Annotated in this window: 22 protein-coding genes and 1 pseudogene; 10 read left to right on the forward strand and 13 right to left on the reverse strand. The window is 73.3% G+C overall.

All coding sequences use genetic code 11. The annotated features are described in order from the left end of the window. Positions 1-153: 153 nt before the first annotated feature. From ENC19_RS14300 to ENC19_RS14315, 4 genes are all read left to right on the forward strand, one after another. On the forward strand, positions 154-1,302 hold the full coding sequence (locus ENC19_RS14300; RefSeq protein WP_164447679.1) for a carboxylate-amine ligase: 1,149 nt from the start codon (positions 154-156) through the stop codon (positions 1,300-1,302). A gap of 17 nt (positions 1,303-1,319) precedes the next feature. Further along, a complete protein-coding gene (locus tag ENC19_RS14305) occupies positions 1,320-2,690 on the forward strand; it encodes an FAD-dependent oxidoreductase (RefSeq protein WP_164447680.1) in 1,371 nt (456 codons plus the stop codon). An 89-nt stretch (positions 2,691-2,779) separates the two neighbouring features. After that, the gene (locus tag ENC19_RS14310) at positions 2,780-4,204 is read left to right on the forward strand and encodes a WGR domain-containing protein (protein WP_164447681.1); all 1,425 of its coding nucleotides are present in this window, start codon (positions 2,780-2,782) and stop codon (positions 4,202-4,204) included. 107 nt (positions 4,205-4,311) lie between these two features. Further along, the gene (locus ENC19_RS14315) at positions 4,312-5,118 is read left to right on the forward strand and encodes an aminoglycoside phosphotransferase family protein (RefSeq protein ID WP_328824244.1); all 807 of its coding nucleotides are present in this window, start codon (positions 4,312-4,314) and stop codon (positions 5,116-5,118) included. Positions 5,119-5,195: 77 nt separating this feature from the next. Here the strand turns inward: ENC19_RS14315 and ENC19_RS14320 are convergent, their stop codons facing one another. Further along, entirely contained in the window at positions 5,196-6,002 is an 807-nt protein-coding gene (locus ENC19_RS14320) for an Fpg/Nei family DNA glycosylase (protein ID WP_164447682.1), read from the reverse strand. 241 nt (positions 6,003-6,243) lie between these two features. Between ENC19_RS14320 and ENC19_RS14325 the strand changes: the two genes are divergently transcribed. After that, positions 6,244-6,933 carry an SDR family NAD(P)-dependent oxidoreductase gene (locus ENC19_RS14325; RefSeq protein ID WP_164447683.1) on the forward strand — a complete coding sequence of 230 codons (690 nt, stop codon included), beginning with the start codon at positions 6,244-6,246 and terminating at the stop codon, positions 6,931-6,933. Between the two features lie 131 nt (positions 6,934-7,064). Here ENC19_RS14325 and ENC19_RS14330 read toward each other — a convergent pair whose 3' ends face one another. Beyond that, complete coding sequence (locus ENC19_RS14330; RefSeq protein ID WP_164447684.1) at positions 7,065-7,433, reverse strand: hypothetical protein; 369 nt, start codon at positions 7,431-7,433, stop codon at positions 7,065-7,067. On the opposite strand from ENC19_RS14330, the gene ENC19_RS14335 reads away from it, so the two are divergent. The 3 genes from ENC19_RS14335 (at position 7,422) to rocD (ending at position 10,307) form a co-directional block, all read left to right on the forward strand. Next, positions 7,422-7,943: a UbiA prenyltransferase family protein gene (locus ENC19_RS14335; protein WP_164447685.1), complete on the forward strand. Its 522-nt coding sequence runs from the start codon at positions 7,422-7,424 to the stop codon at positions 7,941-7,943. The genes ENC19_RS14330 and ENC19_RS14335 overlap by 12 nt on opposite strands. Before the next feature lie 337 nt (positions 7,944-8,280). After that, the gene (ddaH, locus tag ENC19_RS14340; RefSeq protein WP_208020905.1) at positions 8,281-9,096 is read left to right on the forward strand and encodes a dimethylargininase; all 816 of its coding nucleotides are present in this window, start codon (positions 8,281-8,283) and stop codon (positions 9,094-9,096) included. Continuing rightward, the gene (rocD, locus tag ENC19_RS14345; RefSeq protein ID WP_164447687.1) at positions 9,093-10,307 is read left to right on the forward strand and encodes an ornithine--oxo-acid transaminase; all 1,215 of its coding nucleotides are present in this window, start codon (positions 9,093-9,095) and stop codon (positions 10,305-10,307) included. Before ddaH ends, rocD begins: the two co-directional genes overlap by 4 nt. Before the next feature lie 50 nt (positions 10,308-10,357). Here rocD and ENC19_RS14350 read toward each other — a convergent pair. From ENC19_RS14350 to ENC19_RS14390, 9 genes and pseudogenes are all read right to left on the reverse strand, one after another. Next, positions 10,358-11,505, reverse strand: a pseudogene (locus ENC19_RS14350) (FHA domain-containing protein). Continuing rightward, positions 11,505-11,795 (reverse strand): 4a-hydroxytetrahydrobiopterin dehydratase, encoded by a 291-nt coding sequence (locus ENC19_RS14355; RefSeq protein ID WP_164447688.1) that lies wholly within the window; start codon positions 11,793-11,795, stop codon positions 11,505-11,507. Before ENC19_RS14355 ends, ENC19_RS14350 begins: the two are co-directional and overlap by 1 nt. Positions 11,796-11,852: 57 nt before the next feature. Beyond that, positions 11,853-13,349 carry an SCO7613 C-terminal domain-containing membrane protein gene (locus ENC19_RS14360; protein ID WP_164447689.1) on the reverse strand — a complete coding sequence of 499 codons (1,497 nt, stop codon included), beginning with the start codon at positions 13,347-13,349 and terminating at the stop codon, positions 11,853-11,855. After that, complete coding sequence (locus ENC19_RS14365; RefSeq protein ID WP_164447690.1) at positions 13,295-14,152, reverse strand: hypothetical protein; 858 nt, start codon at positions 14,150-14,152, stop codon at positions 13,295-13,297. The genes ENC19_RS14360 and ENC19_RS14365 overlap by 55 nt, the downstream gene beginning before the upstream one ends. Beyond that, positions 14,130-14,564: a hypothetical protein gene (locus ENC19_RS14370; protein ID WP_164447691.1), complete on the reverse strand. Its 435-nt coding sequence runs from the start codon at positions 14,562-14,564 to the stop codon at positions 14,130-14,132. Before ENC19_RS14370 ends, ENC19_RS14365 begins: the two co-directional genes overlap by 23 nt. After that, positions 14,565-15,173 (reverse strand): hypothetical protein, encoded by a 609-nt coding sequence (locus ENC19_RS14375; RefSeq protein WP_164447692.1) that lies wholly within the window; start codon positions 15,171-15,173, stop codon positions 14,565-14,567. It abuts the gene before it with no gap. A gap of 425 nt (positions 15,174-15,598) precedes the next feature. After that, a complete protein-coding gene (cutA, locus tag ENC19_RS14380; RefSeq protein WP_164447693.1) occupies positions 15,599-15,919 on the reverse strand; it encodes a divalent-cation tolerance protein CutA in 321 nt (106 codons plus the stop codon). 9 nt (positions 15,920-15,928) lie between these two features. After that, complete coding sequence (locus ENC19_RS14385; RefSeq protein ID WP_164447694.1) at positions 15,929-16,945, reverse strand: 1-acyl-sn-glycerol-3-phosphate acyltransferase; 1,017 nt, start codon at positions 16,943-16,945, stop codon at positions 15,929-15,931. 1 nt (position 16,946) lies between these two features. Beyond that, the gene (locus ENC19_RS14390) at positions 16,947-17,777 is read right to left on the reverse strand and encodes a patatin-like phospholipase family protein (protein WP_164447695.1); all 831 of its coding nucleotides are present in this window, start codon (positions 17,775-17,777) and stop codon (positions 16,947-16,949) included. A 186-nt stretch (positions 17,778-17,963) separates the two neighbouring features. On the opposite strand from ENC19_RS14390, the gene ENC19_RS14395 reads away from it, so the two are divergent. Then, positions 17,964-19,109 (forward strand): serine/threonine-protein kinase, encoded by a 1,146-nt coding sequence (locus tag ENC19_RS14395; RefSeq protein ID WP_328824245.1) that lies wholly within the window; start codon positions 17,964-17,966, stop codon positions 19,107-19,109. Then, on the forward strand, positions 19,106-19,657 hold the full coding sequence (locus ENC19_RS14400) for a hypothetical protein (protein ID WP_164447696.1): 552 nt from the start codon (positions 19,106-19,108) through the stop codon (positions 19,655-19,657). Before ENC19_RS14395 ends, ENC19_RS14400 begins: the two co-directional genes overlap by 4 nt. A gap of 13 nt (positions 19,658-19,670) precedes the next feature. Here the strand turns inward: ENC19_RS14400 and ENC19_RS14405 are convergent, their stop codons facing one another. Both ENC19_RS14405 and ENC19_RS14410 read right to left on the reverse strand, forming a co-directional pair. Beyond that, a complete protein-coding gene (locus ENC19_RS14405; RefSeq protein WP_164447921.1) occupies positions 19,671-20,732 on the reverse strand; it encodes a glycosyltransferase in 1,062 nt (353 codons plus the stop codon). A 147-nt stretch (positions 20,733-20,879) separates the two neighbouring features. After that, a complete protein-coding gene (locus ENC19_RS14410) occupies positions 20,880-21,551 on the reverse strand; it encodes a BON domain-containing protein (protein ID WP_164447697.1) in 672 nt (223 codons plus the stop codon). Positions 21,552-21,562: the final 11 nt, after the last annotated feature.

Raw genomic sequence — 21,562 nt, forward strand, 5'->3', positions numbered from 1 at the left:
CTCGCGCAGTTGTCAATGTCGATCGATGTGGCCGGTCCGGCCAGCGGACACACCGCGCCACACCGGCCGGAGTTTCCCGGTGCCACCACAGGGGGTAATTGCCGGCCGACCCGGTGCGGACGGACCGCCCGGCAGAAGTGGACGGTGGTACTGATGGTCACACAGGCGGCACCGGCACCGGGCTCACCGGTCGAGGCAACCGATCTGCTCACCGTGGGTGTCGAGGAGGAGTTCCTGCTCGTCGACCCGGACACCGGGGTCGCGGTGCCCGCTGTCGAGGCGGTGATGGAGCAGGTCCCGGCCGAGCTGCGGGGACAGGTCGAGCGGGAGTTCCAGACCAGTCAGATCGAGATCGGCAGCCCGCCGGGATTGGAACTCTCCTCGATCCGGCACTCCCTCGGCCTGCTCCGCGCCTCGCTGGCCGACGCCGCCGAGCGGGCCGGCACCCGGCTGCTGGCGATCGGCACCGGGCCGGTCGACGGTCCGGTGCCCGCCGTGGTCGACAAGCCCCGCTTCGACCGGATGCTCGCCCGGTTCCGGCTGCTGGTCCCCGGGCCGGGCAACAACGGCATGCACGTCCACGTCGGAATTCCGGACCCCGACGCGGGCGTACAGGTGCTCAACCACGTGCGGCCGTGGCTGCCGATCCTGCACGCGGTCACCGCCAACTCGCCGTTCTCCCGAGGGGCGGACACCGGCTACGCCAGCTGGCGGTCGATCGAGTGGGAACGCTGGCCCTCGGTCGCGCCGACGCCCTACCTGGTCAACCACGACCACTACCAACGGCTGATCCGGCAGCTGATCGCCAGCGGCGTGATGCTCGACGAGGGGATGCTCTACTGGTACGCCCGGCTGTCCGCCAAGTACCCGACGGTGGAGCTGCGCATCGGTGACGTCTGCCCGACCGTCGACGACGCGGTCCTGGTCGCCGCGCTGGTCCGTGGGCTGGTGGCGACCGCGCTCGACGACATCGCGGCCGGACGGCCACCGCTGCCGACCGACCATCACCTGCTGGTCGGCGCGCACTGGCGGGCCGCCCACGACGGACTGGAGGGTGAGGCGGTCGACCTGTCCAGCGGTGAGCTTCGGCCGGCCTGGGACCTGCTGCACCAGCTCGTCGGACGCCTCGGGCCGGCGCTGGAACGCCACGGCGACCTCGCCGAGGTGACCAGCCTGCTGGAAGGGCTGCGCCGGCACGGCAGCGGCGCCCAACGGCAGCGTTCGGTGTACGCCCGGACCGGACGGTTGGAGGATGTGGTGACGGACGTGGCACGCCAGACCCGGGGCGAGGACCCGGCCTGAGGGAAGGAGGTGACGGTGTGACGGAACGGCTGATCGTCATCGGTGGTGATGCCGCCGGCATGTCGGCCGCCGCCCAGGCGCGCCGCCGCCGGGGCCCGGACGACCTGGAGATCGTCGTGTTCGAACGGGGGCACTTCACCTCGTACTCGGCCTGCGGAATCCCGTACTGGATCAGCGGCCTGGTGACCGACCGGGAGCAGCTGGTGGCCCGGTCGCCGAAGACGCACCGCGAGGACTACGCCATCGACGTGCGGATCCGGCACGAGGTGGTCGGGATCGACCTGGACCGCCGCGAGGTGGTCGCCCGCGACCTGGACGGCGGCGGCGACGTCCGCGAACCGTTCGACAACCTGATGTACGCCGCCGGGGCGGTGCCGAAGAAGCCTGCCTGGGCGCGCACCGACGCCGCCGGGGTGTTCGGGGTGCAGACCCTCGACGACGGTTCGGCGTTGCGCGGTTGGCTGGAGGCCGAGCCGCGACCCCGGCGGGCAGTGGTGGTCGGCGGCGGCTACATCGGCGTCGAGATGGCTGAGGCGCTGGTCCGCCGTGGGCTGTCGGTCACCCTGGTCGAGCGCGACGAGCAGCCGATGTCCACCGTCGACCCCGACATGGCCCGGCTGGTCACCGAGGCGATGCGCGGGCTGGGCGTGGACATCCGCACCGGCGTACGGGTCACCGGCCTGACGGAGCGCGACGGCCGGGTGAGCGAGGTGGTCACCGACGACGGGCCGATCCCGACCGATCTGGTGGTGCTCGGTCTCGGCGTACGCCCCAACACGGAGCTGGCCACCGCCGCCGGCCTGCCGCTGGGACCGACCGGCGGGATCCGGGTGGACCGCCAGATGCGGGTGTCCGAGGTGCCCGGGGTGTGGGCTGCCGGAGACTGCGTGGAGACCCTGCACAAGGTCAGCGGCATGCCGGTGCACGTTCCGCTGGGCACCCACGCCAACAAGCAGGGCCGGGTCGCCGGGATCAACATCAGCGGCGGGTACGCCACCTTCGCGGGGGTGATCGGCACCGCCGTGACCAAGGTGTGCGACCTGGAGGTGGGGCGCACCGGGCTGCGGGAACGCGAGGCGCGGATGGCCGGGTTCGAGTTCGTCTCGGTGATCGCGGAGTCGACGAACCGCGCCGGCTACTACCCCGGCGCCCGGCTGATGACGGTGAAGCTGATCGCCGAGCGCCCGAGCGGGCGGCTGCTCGGCGCCCAGATCGTCGGCTGGTCCGAGGCGGCGAAGCGGATCGACACCCTGGCCGTGGCGCTGTGGAACAAGATGACGGTGGACGACATGACCGCCCTCGACCTCGGCTACGCCCCGCCGTACGCCCCGGTCTGGGATCCGGTGCTGGTCGCCGCCCGCAAGGCCGTGGACGCGCTCGCCCGCTGACGGCTCCGGGGCGGGATTCTGTCGGTGCCGGGGGTTAGCGTGTGCGCGCCGCCCGGTCAGGGCCGACGCGAACCCTCGGAGGAAACCTTATGTCGCAGGAGACGACCTACCTCGAACTGTCCGAAGTGGACGGTGCGGCGCACAAGTTCTACGAGGTGGCGGTCGACGACACCACGATGACGGTGCGCTATGGGCGGATCGGCGACCAGGGCCAGGTGAAGACCACCGGCTATCCCGACAACGCCCGGGCGCGGGCCGCCGCGGCGAAGAAGATCGGCGAGAAGATCCGCAAGGGGTACGCCCCGGCCGTGCCCGGCGTACGCCAGAAGCGGGCCGTCTCCCGGCGACAGATCGTCAGCACCCGCTCCACCGCCCGCACCGCCCCGGTGCTCTGGCGGTACGACTCCGGCGCACCGGCCTTCGGCATCTTCGTCGACGGACGCACCTGCATGGTGGGCAACGAGCGGGGAGTGATCACCACCCTCGACCACGATGCCCGGGTGGTGGACCAGGTCCGCCTGCCCGACGGGGTCAAGTGCATCGTCGCCGACGACGCCTGGATCTACGCCGGCTGCGACGACGGCAACGTCTACGACCTCTCCGGCAAGATCCCCCGGGTGGCGTACGCGATCGTGCCCGACATCGACATCTACTGGCTCGACATCCACGACGGCGTGCTTGGTGTCTCCGACGCCGACGGCGGGATCGCCGCCATCGACCACGAGGACGAGTTCCTCTGGCGGCGGGCCGGGCGCGGCCGGTCGGCCTGGATGGTGCGCTGCGACGCCGACGCCGTCTACCACGGCGACTCGACGGGAGTGAGCGGCTACGACTGGCGCACCGGTCGCGAGCTGTGGCACACCCGCACCGGCTCGGTGCTCTTCGGCTGGCAGGAACGCGACGCCGTGTTCGCCGGCACCGCCACCCGCGAGGTGGTCCGGATCGGCAAGGACGGCGGGTCGGCGCTGCGCACCTACCGGGCCGACGCCCCGGTCTTCTCCTGCGCCACCGCCGCCGACGGCCGCTACGTCTTCGCCGGGGACAGCCAGTCCTCGATCTACTGTTTCGCCGCCGACGGCACCCGGCTGTGGAAGCTCGGCACCGGCTGCGGGTCGGCCTACTCCATGCAGTACCACGACCAGCGCCTCTACGTGGTGACCACCAGCGGCCACCTGGCCTGCATCGACGCCAGTGAGCCCGCCATCCGGGCGGCGGAGGCGGGCAGCGTGCCCGACGTGGTCGACGTCAAGGCGCCGGCCCGACTGCCGGAACCGGCGGCGGTGACCCAGGTCGAGGTGGTCGCCGACACCGGCGGCGGCGTGGTGGTGGAGTGTGTCGAGCAGGGTGGCCGGCTGCGGGTGCACGTGCTCTCCGGCGGCTACCACCGGGACTGGTCGGTGCAGTTCCCCAAGGGCATCCGCGAGCCGGGCGCGCGCTACCTGGTCACCGAGGTCCGTGAGTCCGGCCGGGGCGGCTTCTACCGGGCGTACGGCGACATCCGCCGGCTCCGCTGATCTCCGTTGTGATGGCCGACCGGGCTCGGCCATCATGATTCGGTGAGCGGCGTGCTGCGCGTCCCCGACGGCTTGACCTGGCTGCACGGCGTGCCGGGCGGGTCGGAGTGGTTGGCCGGGCTGCCCGACCGGCTGGCCACCTGCGCCCGGCGCTGGTCGCTGCGGCTCGGGTCGCCCTTCGGGTACGCCTGCGCCTCCTGGCGGTGCCGGCCGAGTTGCCGGACGGCACCCGGGCGGTGCTCAAGGTGCAGTTTCCCGACGCGGAGAGCGCGCACGAGGCGACGGCGCTGCGTAGCTGGGACGGTGCCGGGGCCGTCCGGCTGCTCGCCCACGACCCCGGCCTGCGGGCACTGCTGGTGGAGCGCTGCGACCCCGGCACACCGCTGCACGCGGTACCGCTCGACGAGGCGCTCGACGCCGTGGTGGCGCTGCTCCCCCGCCTCTGGGTACCGGCCGGTCAGCCGTTCCTGTCGTTGGCGGAGGCCGCCGCCGGTTGGGCGTCCCGGCTGCCGGCCAAATGGGAGCGGGCCGGACGGCCGTTCGAGCGGCGGCTGGTCGAGGTCGCGCTCGACCAGCTCAACGGGTTGGCCGGCAGCCAGGGCGAGCAGGTCCTGGTCAACCAGGACCTGCACGCCGCCAACGTGCTGCGCGCCGAACGCGAGCCGTGGCTGGTGATCGACCCGAAGCCGTTGGTCGGCGAGCGGGAGTTCTCGGTCGTGGCGATGGTGCGCGGCACCGAGCTGGGTCACTCCCGGGCGGCCGTCCGTCGCCGGCTGGACCGGCTCAGCGCCGAGCTGGGGCTGGACCGGGACCGGGTCGTGGGCTGGACGATCGGTCAGACGATGGCCTGGAGCATCGACGGCGACCGGGTCTTCACCGACCACGCCGAGGTGGTCCGCTGGCTCCTCGACTGAGGTGGCATTTCGGTCAGATCTTGGTCGAGCACGGCCCCCTGGAGGGCCGTTCCGGACCAAGATTCACGCCGGTGGGGTCAGGACTGGCAGGTGGGGCACCAGTAGAGGTTGCGGGCGGTGATGGTGCCTCGGCTGATCGGGGTGCGGCAGACGTGGCAGGGCTGGCCGGGGCGGCGGTAGACGTAGACCTCTCCCCCGTGCCGGTCGACTCGCGCCGGACGACCCATCGCCTCGGGCAGGTGGGCGGCGCGGACGGTGTCGATCCGGCCGGTGCCGACCGCGAGCGTCATCAGTTCCACCAGATCGGCCCAGAGCACCTCCCACCCGGCCCGGGTCAGTTCCCGGCCGGGCAGCCTCGGCGACAGACCGGCGCGGAACAGCGCCTCGGTCACGAAGATCAGACCGGTGCCGGCCACCACCGCCTGGTCCAGCAGCAGCGCCGCCAGCGGCGTCACGCTGCGCGAGATCCGGGCGTACGCCCGCTCCGGGTCGGCGTCGACGCGCAGCGGATCCGGTCCGAGTCGCGCCCGGAGCGCGGCCACCTCGGGCGGGCTGAGCAGTTCGCAGGCGGTCGGTCCGCGCAGGTCGAGCCAGTGCCGGTCACTGGTCAGCCGTAGCCGGATCTGTCCCACCGGCTCCGGCGGCTCACCGTCACCGTCGGTGACCTTGCCGTAGAGGCCGAGGTGCACGTGCAGCGTCAACTCACCGGCGTAGTGGTGCAACAGGTGCTTGCCGTACGCCTCGGTGTCGTCCAGCACCGTCCCGGAGACCATGGCGGCACCGTCGGCGAAGCGGCCCTGCGGGCTGGCGGCATGCACCTTGTCCCCGGCGAACAGCTCGGCGTGCCGGGCCGCCAGGCGATGAATCGTGTGTCCCTCTGGCACGGCGCCAAGCGTAGCCAGCGGTTGGCGCAGCAGTCTCCGGCCGGCCGGCGTCACCCTGCTCCGCCCCGCACCCGGCGGGTCGCCCCCCGGCCCCGGCGCAACCCTCGACTCCCCCGCCGCTCGGCCGGCCCGGCAGCTGACAGTTACTCGACGGTAGGGATTGTCCTCGGGATTCTGGTTCAATTGCCGGTCGGGCCGCCGGCACGGCGGGCAGCACGTCGACTCGATGGGGCGGTGAGTCGTGACGGATCGGATGCGCCGCGCGGTGGTGGTCGGCAACAGCGACGGGATCGGACTGGCGTTCACCCGCCGGCTGCTCGCCGACGGCTGGCTGGTCACCGGGCTGTCCCGGCGGGACAACCCGATCATCGTCCCGACGTACGCCCACCACACCGTCGACGTCACCGCGCCCGACTATCCCGAGGTGCTGAGCAAGGCGATCGACGAACTCGGCGGGGTGGACCTGTGCGTCTACGCCGCCGGCGTCGGCGAACCCGTCGACCTGGCCGACCTGGACCCGCAGACACGCACCTTCGAGGTCAACCTGATGGGCGCGGTACGCACCGCCGCCGTGGTGGTGCCCAAGATGCTCGCCGCCGGCGACGGGCACCTGATCGGGATCTCCAGCCTGGCCGACCGGCTGGTTTCCGGCGAGGCACCCGGCTACGCCGGTTCGAAGGCGGGGCTGTCGTCGTACCTGATGGGTCTTGCGGCGGCCCTGCGCCGGCACGGCGTGCACGTGACCACCGTGCGGTTCGGATTCGTCGACACCAAGATGGCCAAGGGCACGTTCCGACCGCTGATGATCCCGGTCGACCGGGCCGTCGAGGTCCTCGCGCACTGTGTCCGCAACCGCCCCGTCCGAGTCTCCCGCCCCCGCCGCCTCGCCCTGCTCACCGCAGCCCTGGCCCCCCTCACCCGCCCCCACTGACCCACCCACAAACCCTGATCGGCGGGGTGGGGGGTGGGGCAGGGGGTGTCGGTGGGGCGAGGGGTGGGTAACTCCGAGATGTTGTGGCGTGGCTGGCGAATACGGGGCTGATGCCGCCGTCCACGCATCGATCAGGAGGTGAAGATCATGAAGTTTCCTTCGCTGTTGCGCCGGGACGAATCGGCGGCACCGACGGACGACGACCGGGGCCGGAGCGGGACGGTCGCCACCGACACCCGCACCGACGCGCGACCCGACGTCACGGGCGGCACCGACGGCAGCACCGAGCAGCGCCGAACGCCGACCGGCAACACCGTCGTCACCGGGCGGGCTTCCGCCGACCGGAGCGCCGGCCCGGACGCCGACCGGGTGACTCCCCAGCCCGACGCGGAGCGGGCCGCCGAGGCCCGGGCCGCCACCGCCCGCTCCACCGTGCACGGTGGCGGAGCGGCCGCGCCGCCACCGAGACCACCGACCGCGACGCGACCGTGGACGGCCACCGCACCACGGGCCTCGACCGCACTCTCGACGGCCACCGCACCGCCGAGGGCGACCGGATCGTCGACGAGAACCGGCGCGCCGACCGTGACCGGATCGCCGACACCGTCGAGCGGGACGGCACCGTGGATGACCGGACGCCCGACGGCGAGGCCGATCGAGACGTACCGCCGGCACCCGTCGGCCCGCGACCCCGGGCCAGCATGCTGGCCACGCTCGGCCTGATCGTCGGCGTCGGCAGCGTCCTGTTCGTGCTCACCGGCGCCCTCGCCGGGTACGGCATCGCGCTGGGCGCGATCGGGGCGGTGCTCGCCGTGCTCGGTCTGATGGCCACCCGCCGGCGGCACGTCGCCGGCAAGTCCGACGCGCTGCTGGGCATCGCGTTCGGACTCGGGGCGGTGGTCCTGGGCGTGCTCGCGATGACCGGCCAGTACGACTGGCCGACCACCGATGGGGACACCGTGGTCCGCTTCCGTGAGTGGCTTGATTCACAGTTTGTGGATCGCCTGTAGCGGGCACTTTTCGCCCCGCCGGTGGTTCACCGGTGCCGGTCGGTGCGGAACCGACCGTAGCCCGATCAGATCTGGTGGTTCACCAGCCGGGCGCACACGCTCGTCAGGGGCGGCGATTCGCCGCCCCTGACGTATGCCCGGGGTCGATCCGCCGCTGTTCACGAGCCATACGCAATGAATCTGCACCAGTCGGGTGCCAAACGCAACGATCTGCCGCTGAATGCAAGGGTTCGCGGTGGATCCTGCCGGTCTTGCCCGCATACCGTTGAGCCACGGCGCCAGCCCGTGGGCCGACGGTGGCCGGGCGCGCCCGAGGCTTGGAGCAGGACACATGACGATGGACGCCACCCGCCAACGGTTTCTGATGTGCCGGCCGACGTACTTCGCCGTCGACTACGCGATCAACCCGTGGATGGATCCGACCGCCCCGGTCGACGCCGACCTCGCCGTACGGCAGTGGGAGCGGCTGCGGCAGGTCTACCTGGACCTGGGCCACACCGTCGAGGAGATCGCGCCGGTACCGGGCCTGCCCGACATGGTCTTCGCCGCCAACGGCGGCACCGTGATCGACGGCAAGGCGATGGCGGTGCAGTTCCGCGATCCGCAGCGCGCCGACGAGGCCCCCGCGTACCGCGCCTGGTTCGAGGCCGCAGGCTTCGAGATGTACGACCCGAAGCACGTCAACGAGGGTGAGGGCGACGTCCTGCTGGCCGGCGACCACCTGCTCGCCGGCACCGGTTTCCGCACCGCGCACGCCTCGCACGCCCAGCTCCAGGAGGTCTTCGGGTACCCGGTGATCACCATGCAGCTGGTCGATCCCCGTTTCTACCACCTGGACACCGCACTGACCGTGCTCGACGAACGCACCGTGGCGTACCTGCCCGAGGCGTTCTCGCCCGGCAGTCAGGCCGTGCTCCGCCGGCTCTTCCCGGACGCGGTGCACGCCACCATGGCCGACGCGGAGGTGCTCGGCCTCAACGCGGTCAGTGACGGCCGGCACGTGGTGCTGCCCGAGCAGGCCACCGACCTGGCCGCCAAGCTGCGCGACCGGGGCTACCAGACGATCGGCGTCGACCTGTCCGAGCTGCGTCGGGCCGGCGGCGGCCCGAAGTGCTGCACGTTGCGACTCCGTCAGGGAAAGGCAGACCGATGATCGAGGACATGCTGCGGACCCCCGCCGCGGTGCAGGACTCGGAGCGGCACACCGCACACAACTACCACCCGCTGCCGGTGGTGATCACCTCGGCCGAGGGTGCCTGGGTGACCGACGTGGACGGCAACCGCTACCTGGACTGCCTGGCCGGCTACTCGGCGCTGAACTTCGGTCACCGGCACCCGACGCTGATCGCCGCCGCGCACGCTCAGCTCGACAAGCTCACGCTGACCAGCCGGGCGTTCATCCACGACCAGTTCGCCGACTTCTGCCGGGAACTGGCGGCGCTGTGCGGCAAGGACCTGGTGCTGCCGATGAACACCGGGGCCGAGGCCGTGGAGACCGGCATCAAGGTGGCCCGCAAGTGGGGCTACCAGGTCAAGGGGGTACCGGCCGGCCAGGCGAACATCGTGGTCGCGGAGGGCAACTTCCACGGGCGTACGACCACGATCGTCAGCTTCTCCACCGACTCCGACGCCCGGGCCGACTTCGGGCCGTACACGCCGGGCTTCCGGATCGTGCCCTACGGCGACCTGGCCGCGCTGACCGAGGCGATCGACGAGCACACCGTCGCCGTGCTGCTGGAGCCGATCCAGGGCGAGCAGGGCGTGGTGGTGCCGCCCGAGGGTTACCTGCCCGGCGTACGGCGGCTGTGCACCGAACGCGATGTGCTGTTTATCGCCGACGAGATCCAGTCCGGCCTGGGTCGCACCGGCGCCACGTTCGCCTGCGAGCAGGAGGGCGTCGTGCCGGACATGTACCTGCTGGGCAAGGCGCTCGGCGGGGGCATCGTGCCGGTCTCCGCGGTGGCCGCCGACGCGGACGTGCTCGGCGTACTCAAGCCCGGCCAGCACGGTTCCACCTTCGGCGGCAACCCCCTCGCCTGTGCCGTGGCGACCGAGGTGGTCCGGCTGCTGGCGACCGGCGAGTTCCAGCGCCGCTCCGCCGCACTCGGCGAGCGGCTGCACGCCGGTCTGCGTGGTCTGCTCGGCAAGGGTCTGGTCGCGGTACGCGGCCGAGGTCTGTGGGCCGGCCTGGACATCGACCCGGCGCTGATGAGCGGCCGGGAGGCCTGCGAACGGCTGATGGAGCGTGGGGTGCTGGCCAAGGACACGCACGGCTCGACCATCCGGCTCGCGCCGCCGCTGGTGATCACCGAGGAGGAGATCGACCACGCGGTGGCGCAGCTGACCGCCGTACTGGCCGGCTGAGCTGTCGTACCGCCGGTGGCGCCGGGCCGACGGTCCCGGCGCCACCGGCGTCAGCGTGGCAGGCGCATCGCCATGGTCGGCGCCTCGGACATCACCGAGTCCGGGTTGTACGGCGCTCCCGCCGGGAACTCGTTCGGGCGACCGATCTGCACCCCCGGGTACAGCTCCACCATGTCACCGGTGCCGAGCACCCGGGACTGCTGTGGGGCCAGTGCGAGCCGGTCCGTCTCCGCCAGGGAGCCGCCCGGCCGTACGCCCGAACCGTTGGTGCTGACGTCGGTGGCGACGACGTCCGCGCCGCGCAACTCCAGCCGCAGGTGGTTGCGGCTGATCCAGCGTCGCGCCTCGTCGTTGAGCCACTGGCCGAGCATGATGCCGCCGGAACCCTCCGGTGCCCGGCCGATCATCACCGGCTGGTCCTCGGTGAGCACGAAACGACGACGGATCAGGCCACCGACGCGTACCGCGAGAACCTCACTGCGTGGCCGGGGCCCGGCGTCCCGCAGCCGCGAACCGTGCCGGGGGCAGGTGGGCACGCCGTTGCGCAGCGACGGCGGCGGCTGCCCGGTCGGCGCGCGGTCGATCCGGCCAGGTCGGCGAAGGCTCCGCCGCCACCGGCACCGCCGAACAGGGTGCAGCCGGACTCGGGGCACCGCCACTCACGGGAGAGCAGCTTGGCGCCGGCCGGTGAGGGCGGGCCGGAGACCGGGGTGTGACCGCCGCCGACGTGGGCGATGAAGACCGGGCCGCCAGCACCCGGCACCGGGGCGAGGACCCGGCCCGGCTGCTCCACCAGCCAGGGGAACCGCCCACGTAGGCCGTCGAAGCGGACCCGGCTGAGCACCGGCAGGCCGAGCAGGTCGGCCACCTCCAGCATCCGGTCACCGGGGTTGTCGAGCACCTCCACCAGGCCGTCGTCGGCCCACCGACGCACCACCATCCGCTCGTTGGAGGTGAGATCGGCGTCGGAGAGCATCCCCCGGTGCACGACCGCGTAGACCGGGACGCTGTCCTCCTCCAGGCTGCGCGCCAGCGCGTCGATGACCATGCCGAGGCGCAGCGAACTGGCCGGCCGCCCACCGTCGAGATCCTGGTAGCGGATGATCTCGGCCAGGTCGAGCACCGCGCGGGCCAGTTGCGGGTCGGTGCAGACCCGACCCTCGATGGCGTCCAGCACCTTGCTGATCTCGAACCTCATCAGGCACTCTCCACGATCTCGTCGATCCGCCGGGCCAGTCGGATGTCACGCATGGTGACCCCGCCGACCGAGTGGGTCACGCAGCGGAAGGTCACCGTGCGCCACCGGATGTCGATGTCGGGGTGGTGGTCCAGTTCCTCTGCCGTGGCGGCGACCCGGTCGACCACTGCGATGGCGTCCAGGAAGCTGACCAGCTCCACGGTTCGGGTGATCCCGGCGGGGTCCCCCGACCAGCCCGCCAGCCCACCCAGCTCGTCTCGCACCGCCTCGGCGGTGAGCACCTCTGCCATGGCCAGACCCTACCGGTGCCGACCGGAACCATCGCCACGCCGTTGACGTGGACACTCTCAGCTCATCCGGCCGACGGCGGATCGCAGCCGGACCAGGTCCCTACGGCGGCGCTCGTAGGTGGTCGCCAAGCCGATCAGCGCCAGCCCGGCGGCGGCCAGAAAGGCCCACCGGGGCAGCAGATCCCAGCTGCGCACCAACTCGTACAGGGCCAGCAGGGCCAACGTGCCCGCGCCGAGCAGCACCGGCGCCTGCCAGCGGCGGACCGCACCGAGCAGCGTCGCGGCGAGCGCGACGACGCCGAGCAGCAGTCGCCGCCAGGGGTCCGGGTCGGTGCCGAACAGCACGACGGTCAGGCTGGGCAGCAGCAGGGCGGCCAGGCCCGGGCCGAGCGCAAGCCAACTGTTCAGTCCCGGCCGGGTACGCAGCCCCACCGCACCAGCACCCAGCGCCACCGCGGCCAGCGGCACCGTGTACGCCTCTAGCACGCTGACTCCGCCGGCCGCCAACAGCAGCCAGACGGCCAGCAGTTCACTGCCCCCGCCGATACCGGCGAAGCCCCAGCGCCGCTCGAACGACTCGTCCCGACGCAACACCCGGACACCCATCGCGACGCCCCACAGCACGCAGATCGTCGCGGCGTGCCGGAGTGCGCCAAGGGTGAGCAGCAGCGCGAGCAGCGCCACCGCCTGCGCGGCGACGTCGAGCACCCGGCCAAGCAACACCCCCGCGGCGGGGGCGGCGGATGTCCCGGACGCCGTTCGGCTGGTCCCCGCCGCCGGCGCAACAGTCGGAGGAGGCCCTGCCGGTCGCGGCGGGTTCCACCGGCTCGACGGCAGCATCGCGGCGAGCGCCAGGGTGAGCGCGGCCACACCGAGCACCGCGAACGCCGCCACCCGCAGCGGCTGCCCGCCGGCCAGCGGTGCGGTGACCGCGAACCCGGTCGCCGCCGCCACCGCCACCAGCCAGCCGAGTACGCGTACCGGCACCGCACGGGCGGCCACGCCGACGACCGTCGCCGCCACCACCAGCAGTCCCAGCGCGCCCAGGGTGCCCGCCCGGGTGGCGTGCAGGCTGAGCAGCCCGGCGACCGCCAGCACCAGGCCGACCGGCAGGGCCACGGCACCGAACCGTCCGCCCGGGCGGGACAGCGCGACCGTCAGCAGCAGAGCCACCCCGCCGAGCAGCGCCACCGCCGGCACCACCGGCCACGGCGTGGCGGCGGCGACCAGCAGCACCGGACCGGCCGCGGCGACGAAGGCAGCACCGCACCGGCCACCCGCCAACCACCGCCACCAGCGCCCCTGCCAGCAGCGGCTCGCGCGTCGTCGCCGCTGCCACGGCCGTCCGAACCAGCACCGACACCCGCAGCAGCGCCGGCCACGGCACTCGCCTGCGGCCGAAGCCTCCGGCCCGGCCGGCGTCGACTCGCCGTGTCTCGGGCCGGTGCGCGAGGCCGGCCAGACGGCCAGCGCCGCCGCCAACGCCAGCAGTGCCATGGTCAGGCCGACCGGTAGCGCGTCCGGTGACAGGCGAGTCGCCGGAACGCCGACCATGGGGCGGGTGGCGGCCCGTACGGCGTCAGCAGGGCGGACAGCACCACCGGTAGGGCCACCACCGTCGCCACCGTGGCCAGAACCAGCCCGGCCACCGGCAACAGCCCCACCGGGCGGGCCCGGAATGCGGCGAGAGCGACAAGCGACGCCGCCACCGCCGCGTACACCGTCACCCGCTCCGCACCCGGCACGGTCAGGGGCGACAGGCCGGTCAGCACGGCCACCACGGCGAGCCCGGTCGAGGCGTACCCGGCCAGTTCGGGCCAGGACCGACGCAGCGCGAGCAGCGCCACGGCCGGCAGCGCGACGGCGGCCAGCGCGCCCCGGGCCTGCCACCACGGCGGGGCACCGACGCCGATCAGCGCGATCGCCGCCCCCGCCGGTACCACGAGCACCGCGGCGGCCAACCCGCAGCCGGCCACCGTCCGCCGCACCGCATCGCCGCGTCGGCCGGCGACCGCCGCGCCGAGGCCGACGGCCAGGATCACCGCGCAGGCGGTACTGGCGCCGATCGGGTCGGCCAGACCCACCAACAGCCCGTGGCCGAGCAACACCGCACCGGCCGCCGCCGAGGTCAGCACCGCCGCCGTGGGCAGCGCCGGGCGGACCAGCGCCGCGACCAGCAGCACCGCACCCACCACGAGGTCGATCGCGACCACCGCCGGCCACGACGCGGCCCAGGCCACCGGCACGGCGAACGCGGTCGCCGCGAGAGCGGCCGCCAGCACCGCCGGCCGCGCCGCCCGGACAGCAGCAGCGCCACCGCCGCCGAGGTCAGCGTCACCGCCACCGGCAGTTGCCACCCCCACGCGAAGGCCGGCCCCGCCGTGGCCCCCGCCACGGCGGCAACGACCGACCCACGGCGGCACCCGCCAACAGCAGTCCCGCCAGTGCCGCCAGCAAGCCCGCCACCGCCGGCCACCAGCAACGCCCCCACGCGTGGACCGGGCCGCCAGTTGGGCGGAGCAGGCGTACCGCGCCGGCCAGTCCGGCCGCGACCAGCGCTGCCACCAGCAGCCACACCGAGGCGCGTAACTCCACCACCGGACGGAGAATCGCCGCTGCCAGCACCGGCACCAGCGCGCCGCCTGCCACCGCCCGCGCCGGCCCGCCGCCGGCCAGCAACGCCGCACCCAACGCGGTGAGCGCCACCAGCAGCATCGGCCCACCGGCCAGCAGCGGTACGCCACCCGCCCGGCCGACCAACAGCGGCACTCAGCGCACCGCCCGCGGCGAGCAACAGCCAACCGGCGAACCCGACCCAGGCCAGCGCTGAGCCGGCCAGCCGTCGCCGGTTCGGCGCGGCCCCCTCGTCCGCGCCGACACCGGCCCGCCGCCGCAGCGCCACCACCACCGCCAGGTCGACCAGTGCCACCCCGACGAAGACCACCGACCAGCCGGCCGGTCCCGGCGAGCCTCGGCGGCGAGCAACGGCAGCAGCGGCTGGCCGACGAGCAGCGCGGCGAACCACGGCACGGCCAGTCGGCTGAGTCGGGCGTGCTGATCGCCACCGCCGTGGCGATGGCGGCCACCAGGGCGGCGTACCGGCTGCCCGGCCAGGCGGTCACCCCGGAACAGGTCGACCGTCCAGGCGGCGTACCCGTCGAGCAGCACCAGCAGCAGCCCGACGGCGGCGAACGTCTCGGCGGTGCCACGCAGCCCCCGCCAGCGGGCGACGAGCGGCACGGCCAGCAGCAGCGCGGTGAACGCCAGCAGGATCACCGCCCGGCCGGCCACCCCGACCGAGGCCCAGGCCACCGCGGTGAAGACCGTCGCCGCCGTGCCGAGCAGCAGTCCACCCAGGACGAAGAGCAGGCCCTGCACGGTCCGCGTCGACGTCTCCGCGCCACCCGGGCGCGCCGAGACGGAAGCGGGCCGGCCGCCGGTCGACACCGGAGCGGGCGCCGAGTGCCCGCCGACGGTCGGTGGGGCGCGGTGGCCCGGCGGCGCGGTGGCACCGGGAACTCGGCCCGGACCGCGGCGGCCAGTTCGTCCCGCCGTCGCCGCACCGCATCCAGCCGCCCGGTCAGCCCCTCGTACGCCTGACGGGCCCGCTGCACCTCACCGCCCAGCGCGACGATCTCCCGGTCAAGCCGGATCACCTCGGCGGCGGCCTGGTGCGGCGGTCGGCCGCAGCCGGTGCAGCCGGAGGTCAGATTCGCCGGGCTTCCGCAGGCCGGGCAGGGGTAGGCGTTGTCCACGCCGTCATCCTCGACGGCCGGACGCCGCCGGCACCAGAGTGCGCGTACTCAGGAGCGGGTGTGCTCGAAGACCCAGGCGGCGTACCCGGGATGGGCGCACTCCACCCGGGTGACCAGAATCTCCGGCACCTCGTAGGGATGGCTGGCCCGCAACTGCTCGACCAACGCATCGACCCGGTCGGGCGCGGTCTTGAACTGCACCGACCATTCGGTGCTGGTCTCCACGCCCGACCGCCACCAGTACGTGCTGTCCACCTGGCCACCCACCTGCGCGCAGGCCGCCAACCGCCCGGCCACCGCGGCGGCGGCCAGCAGGTCGGCGACCGACCGCGCGTCGACCACCGTCGTCACCACGCTGATCTGCTCCACCCGCGCACCCTACGTCGCGTCGTCGCGGTTGGTCGCGATCCACTCGTCTATCCGACTCCACCATTCGTAGAGCCAGTCGATGCGCTCCTGCCGGCCGGTCGGCACCTCCTCCGGCGGCACCGACCAGAACCGCATCACCAGCCGCTTGTCCATCGGCAGTTCCCGCCACACGTCGGTGACGGTGAGCATCCGGTCCAGTCCGGTGTGCGCCACGAAGATCACCCCGGCGTCGGGTGCGGCGTCCAACGCCGCCAGCAGCCCACCCGGCTGTGGGGCGAGCACGTGCCGCATCGCCTCCGCCTTCAGCGCCATCCGCTCGTGCCCCCGGTCGCGCAGTCGGGCGATGGCCCGCAACCGGCGCTTCGGGGTGAAGTTGCTGCCCTCGGGAAAGATCACGAAGGCGTCGTCCTCGTCCAACCCGGTGGCCAGATGCCCGACCTGCTCGGTCAGCGAGCCCCGCCCGTCGTGCCCCGGCGCGATGAACCGGCTCGGCAGCCGGTTGAGCAGCACGTCGATCGCCGGATCCCACTGAAGCGTGTCCTTGAGCACGATCCGTGGCTCCCGCCGGAACCAGTTCACCAACGCGTGGATCAGGATGAACGAGTCACCCGGACCGGCGTGCCGGCACAGCACCAGTTCCGGTCGGCCCGGCAGGGCGGTGTCCGGGTCGGTACCGACCACATCGATGCGCAGCCGCAGCATCGACCGGGCCTGCCAGAAGAACACCCGCAGGAACCAGCCGGCCAGCACGTAGTGGGCCCGCTGGAAGGCCGGCGCGCGCACCCGCCAGCCGAATCCGGAGCCGACCCAGAGCCCGAAGAGGCTCAGCAGCGCCGCCGCGTCCCAGACCAGGTAGAAGCAGCCGAGCCAGAGCAACCGCAGGGGACGGAGGTGCCCGGGGACGAACGGGGACACGGCGAGGGCGAGCAGGGCCCACAGCGGCACCGTGGTGACCAGCAGGATCGCCAGCAGAACCACGCCCGGTGCCAGCAGCAGTCGGCGCAGCCAACGCGGCGGTAACGGCATTTCAGCGGTCCAGGTTGGCCAGGTAGTGCCGGGAGGCCGAGTAGGCCCGGCTGATCCGTCGGCCCACCGCCGCCATGTCCCGGTACGCCCACGGAGTGTCGTCGCGTGGCTCCAGCCCGCCGGTCGGCAGCACGTGCACCTCCACCCCGTCGGGCAGGGCGGCCATCTCGCGGGCGAACCGGTGCCGGCGGGCGATCTCGAACGCGACCTGGGCGATCTCCCAGGGTCGCCGGGGCGGTGTCAGCGCCCGCTCGATCCGGCCCACCTGGAGTACGAAGATCCGGCCGGCGCCGGCCGCGACCGCCTCGCCGATCGGGATGGAGTTGACGATCCCGCCGTCGACGTAGTGCTGGTCACCGATGCGGGCCGGCGGCAGCAGTCCCGGCACCGAGGCGGAGGCGAGGACGGCCGGCACCACCGGCCCGCTGACGAACCAGTGCTCGGCGGCCCGCTCGATGTTCGCCGCGCAGCAGCGGAACGGAATCTTCAGATCGGCGAAGGTGGTCTGGGCGCCGAGTTCGTTCTCCAACAGCTTCCGCAGCGGCCGGGGCGAGTGCAGATGGGTACGGGCGGCGAAGCGTCGCAGCTGCCGGGCGACCGAGTCGCCGTACACCTCGCTGGCCTCCGGGGAGGCCCACAGCCGTACCAACCGGTCGGTCACCGCCTCGGACGGGTCGGCCGCCACCAGGGCGCCGTTGACCGCACCGATGGAGGTGCCGAGGACCAGGTCGGGCCGGATTCCGGCCCGGAACAGGGCGCGCAACATGCCCACCTCGACCGCGCCCAGGACGCCCCCGCCGCCGAGCACGAAAGCCACCGGTCCCCGCGCCATGCCGTTCATCCTGGCACGGCCGGGCACCGACGGTCCCCTCCCGTACGCCCTCGCACCCGTGGCACCCCCACCGTTACGCGACGCCACCGGCCAGTCGCACCCACCGATATGCATCGAGGCCCGTTGACAGGTGAGCAACATTCGCGCAACCTGATACCGCTCCCACCTATGAGGCAGGTGCGATCCGTGAAGCCAGCGCTGCAGCCCGGCCGGTTGCTGGCCACCAGATACCGGCTGATCGACCAGATCGGCTCCGGCGGCATGTCGGTGATCTGGCGGGCCCACGACGAGGTACTCGACCGGGTGGTCGCACTGAAGGTGCTCGCCCCGTCACTGGCCGCCGACGCCAGGTTCCGCGACATGGTCCGCGAGGAGGCCCGCGCCGCCGCGCAGCTGGTCCACCCGAACGTCACCTCGGTGCACGACTACGGCGAGACGGTGTCGCCGGACGGCGCCATCACCTCGTTCGTGGTGATGGAACTGCTCGCCGGTGAGGAGCTGGAGTTCCGGCTCACCGAGGGTCCGCTGCCGTGGCCACAGGCGGTCGAGATCGGCGCCCAGGTCGCCGACGCGCTGGCCGCCGCCCACCGGCTCGGCATCGTGCACCGGGACATCACCACGGCCAACGTGATGATGACCCAGGTCGGCGCGAAGGTGCTCGACTTCGGCATCGCCACCCGGATCGGTGCCCCCGACGACGACGAGGACGGTGCCACCTTCGGCACCCCCGCGTACGTGGCGCCGGAGCGGCTCGACGGCGCGCCGGCCCAACCGGCGACCGACGTCTACTCGCTCGGGGTGCTGCTGCACGAGACCCTGACCGGCCGGGTGCCGTACCCGGCGGACACCTGGGACGAACTCACCGTGGCGCTCGCCGAGCGCCCACCGCCGTCGCTGGTCGGGGTGCCGGGGTTGCCGGCCACGGTGGCCGAGATCTGCCTGCGCTGCCTGTCGCGGGACCCTGCCGACCGCCCCACCGCGCGGCAGGTGGCCACCGTGCTGCGTGACCAGATGCTGCCCGCTGATCCGCAGGCCAACACGATGCTCGCGCCCACCGTCACGCTGCCCACCACACGCCGGGCCGACGCCCCGGTTCCTGCCTGGGTCCTACCGACCGTCGGCCCCACCGCTTTGCAGCCTGCCCTCGCCGGGGCCGTCTCCGGCGCTCCGGCGGGCACCTCGGTCGCTCCCGGTGGCACGGTCGACGGCGCCGCCGGGCAGCCGTCCGGGCGCGACGCACAGACCGCTACCGGGGTGCTCGACGGCGGGTCCGTCCCGGTCTCCGGGTCGATCCGGGGCGGGGGCGGCGGTTACCGCGCCCGGCACCGGTGACCGGCGACGACCCACAGCGGGGGCGGCGACCGTGGCGCCCGCTGCTCGTCACGGCGGCCGTGGTCACGCTGGTCGCCGCGGCGCTGACGGTGCCGGCACTGCTGCCGGACGATGACGCCGGACCGCCCGCCGTGCTACCCACGACCGGACCGACGGCGACGTCCGAGCCGGCCCCACCGGATGCCACCGCCAGCGTGCCGCCGACCCCCGCGCCGTCGAGCACCTCGGCCACGCCAGCGGCGACGACCGGCGCGCCGAATCCGCCCCCGGGTGGCGGCGACAGCCTCGTCGAGGCCGCGAACCGCCTGGACCAGGTGATCGGTGCCGGTCTCGCCGACGGTGGCATCCGTGACGATGTCGGCATCGACCTGCGCAACGAACTGCGCAACCTGACCCGGGAAGTGACCGGGGGCGAGGGTGAGCTGGGGCCCGGCGTCGCCCGGCTCCGGGAGAAGGTCTCCATCCGACTGCGCGAGAAGGGTCTGAGCCCGGCGTACGCGCAGCAGTTGGACGCGGCGATCACCGCGCTCGGTGCCGCGCAGGTCTGAGCGGCACGACCGGTCAGGCCGGGGTGACCCGGGCCGGCTCGCGAACCGCGGCCCGGGGGGTCGCGGCCGCGAGGAAGCGGCGGTACACCTCCTCGTAGCCGGCGGCCATCCGCTCGGTGGAGAAGGTCCGGGCCACGTGCGCCACGCAGTCCTCCGGGTCGAGCTCCACAGCCCGCCGCAGGGCCGCCGGCAGCTCGTCCGACCGCTGGCAGATCAGCCCGCTCACCCCGGGGCGGACCAGTTCCGGCACCGCTCCCCGGTTCAGCGCCACCACCGGCGTCCCGGTCGCCATCGCCTCCAGCATCACGATGCCGAACGGCTCCTCCCACTGGATCGGCATGACCAGGCAGCGTGCCTCGACCAGCAGCCGCAGCACGGCCTTCCGGTCGGCGTCGAGCACCACCGTGACGTCCGGCCCGAGCATCGGCCGGATCACCTCGTCGTAGTAGCGCCGCTCGGCGGGCTCGTTGCACTTGCCGGCCAGCACCAGCGGCAGACCGGCCGCACGGCAGGCGCGGATGGCCAGTTCCGGCCCCTTGTCCGGGCTGAACCGGGCGAGCCACAACACGGGCCCGTGGCTGGGGGCCTCCTTGCGCGGGAAGCCGTCCAGGCTCATCGCGTTGTGCACGGTGCCGACCCAGGGCAGCTGCGGATTCAACCCCCGTTGGGTGTGTGAGATCGCCACCAGGCCAACCCCCCGGTCGGTGTCGCTGAGCACCGTGCCGTACTCGCCCACCGGGTTGCCGTGCACCGTTGCCACGGTGGGTACCTGCCGTCGCCCGGCCACCAGCGGACCGATCGTGCTGTGGTCGTGCACGATGTCGAAATCGGCCGGACTGAGCAGATGGTTGACCCGGGCCAGGTGGGCCAGTTCGGGCAGCGCCTCACCGAGGCGGTCGAACTGCAACTCGTCGAGGGTGGCGAGGAAGTCGGCGGCGGTGCCGTGCGCCGCGCCGGCACCCATCAGCGTCACCGCGTGCCCCCGGGCGATCAGGGCGTCGACCAGACCCGCCACCACGTGTTCCAGTCCGCCGTAGCCCGGCGGCGGCACCGACAGCCAGGGCGGCACGACCATGGCGATCCGCAACCGCTGCTCGCGCGCAAGGTTGTCGGCCACGTGCCCTCCCCGTTGCTGTGCGGGCGTCGACCCCGATCGGCTCCCCTGCTGGGATCGAGCGTCTTCCCGGTCCGGGCATGGACAAACCGGGGCCGGATCGCCGGGTCAACCGCCCACCAGCAGGTGATCGCGTACCATGCACACGCCCTCGGCCGACCACGCGATCCGTTCCGCCTGATCCCGCTCCCACCAGGACCGCACCACCCCGCTCAGGGTCACCGTGTCGCCGCGTACCTGGACGATCACCCGTTCCGTGCCGATTCCCCGCATCAGAGCCCGTTGCACGTCACTGCGAATCCGGTCGACGTCGGCCGGCGCGGCGGGCCGCACCTCGACCAGGTTGGTGACGCCGCGTACGCCCCGCAGCCGGCGCAACTCCCGCTCGGCGGTCCGCCGCTGCCAACCGAACTCCACGGTGCCGCGTAGCATCAGCCACCCGTCGGAGACGGTGAGGTCCAGCCGCTCGGCCGGCACGAAACTGTGCCACTCCAGGGCCCGGCTGGCCGCGATCGCCAGGTCGCCGTCGGTGATGTCGACCGGACCGGTGGGTCGTACCTCGATGTCGTCGGCGACCGCCCGCACCCCGCGTACCCGTTGGGCCCCGCGCACCGCCGCCCACCTGCGGGCGGCGCTGTCCACGCCGCCGGCCAGCGACACCACTCCTTCGCGCACGCTCACCCCGATGTCGGTGGAGCGCACCTGCGCGTCCCAGGCGAGTTCGGCGAGCACGTCGCGCTGGATCTGGTCGTCACTGCGGGTAGCCGTCGCCGTGGTCATGACACCCTCCG

The sequence above is a fragment of the Verrucosispora sioxanthis genome, from assembly GCF_010560025.1.
GTDB lineage: Bacteria > Actinomycetota > Actinomycetes > Mycobacteriales > Micromonosporaceae > Micromonospora > Micromonospora palythoicola.

What these genes read in the sequence shown, in the direction of transcription:
- rocD (WP_164447687.1), top strand. Translation starts at nt 9,093, where the DNA reads ATGATCGAGGACATGCTGCGGACCCCCGCCGCGGTGCAGGACTCGGAG.
- ENC19_RS14390 (WP_164447695.1), bottom strand. Translation starts at nt 17,777, where the DNA reads ATGGCGCGGGGACCGGTGGCTTTCGTGCTCGGCGGCGGGGGCGTCCTG.
- ENC19_RS14410 (WP_164447697.1), bottom strand. Translation starts at nt 21,551, where the DNA reads ATGACCACGGCGACGGCTACCCGCAGTGACGACCAGATCCAGCGCGAC.
- ENC19_RS14360 (WP_164447689.1), bottom strand. Translation starts at nt 13,349, where the DNA reads ATGGTCGGCGTTCCGGCGACTCGCCTGTCACCGGACGCGCTACCGGTC.
- ENC19_RS14405 (WP_164447921.1), bottom strand. Translation starts at nt 20,732, where the DNA reads ATGGTCGTGCCGCCCTGGCTGTCGGTGCCGCCGCCGGGCTACGGCGGA.
- ENC19_RS14310 (WP_164447681.1), top strand. Translation starts at nt 2,780, where the DNA reads ATGTCGCAGGAGACGACCTACCTCGAACTGTCCGAAGTGGACGGTGCG.
- ENC19_RS14385 (WP_164447694.1), bottom strand. Translation starts at nt 16,945, where the DNA reads ATGCCGTTACCGCCGCGTTGGCTGCGCCGACTGCTGCTGGCACCGGGC.
- ENC19_RS14355 (WP_164447688.1), bottom strand. Translation starts at nt 11,795, where the DNA reads ATGGCAGAGGTGCTCACCGCCGAGGCGGTGCGAGACGAGCTGGGTGGG.
- ddaH (WP_208020905.1), top strand. Translation starts at nt 8,281, where the DNA reads ATGGACGCCACCCGCCAACGGTTTCTGATGTGCCGGCCGACGTACTTC.
- ENC19_RS14300 (WP_164447679.1), top strand. Translation starts at nt 154, where the DNA reads ATGGTCACACAGGCGGCACCGGCACCGGGCTCACCGGTCGAGGCAACC.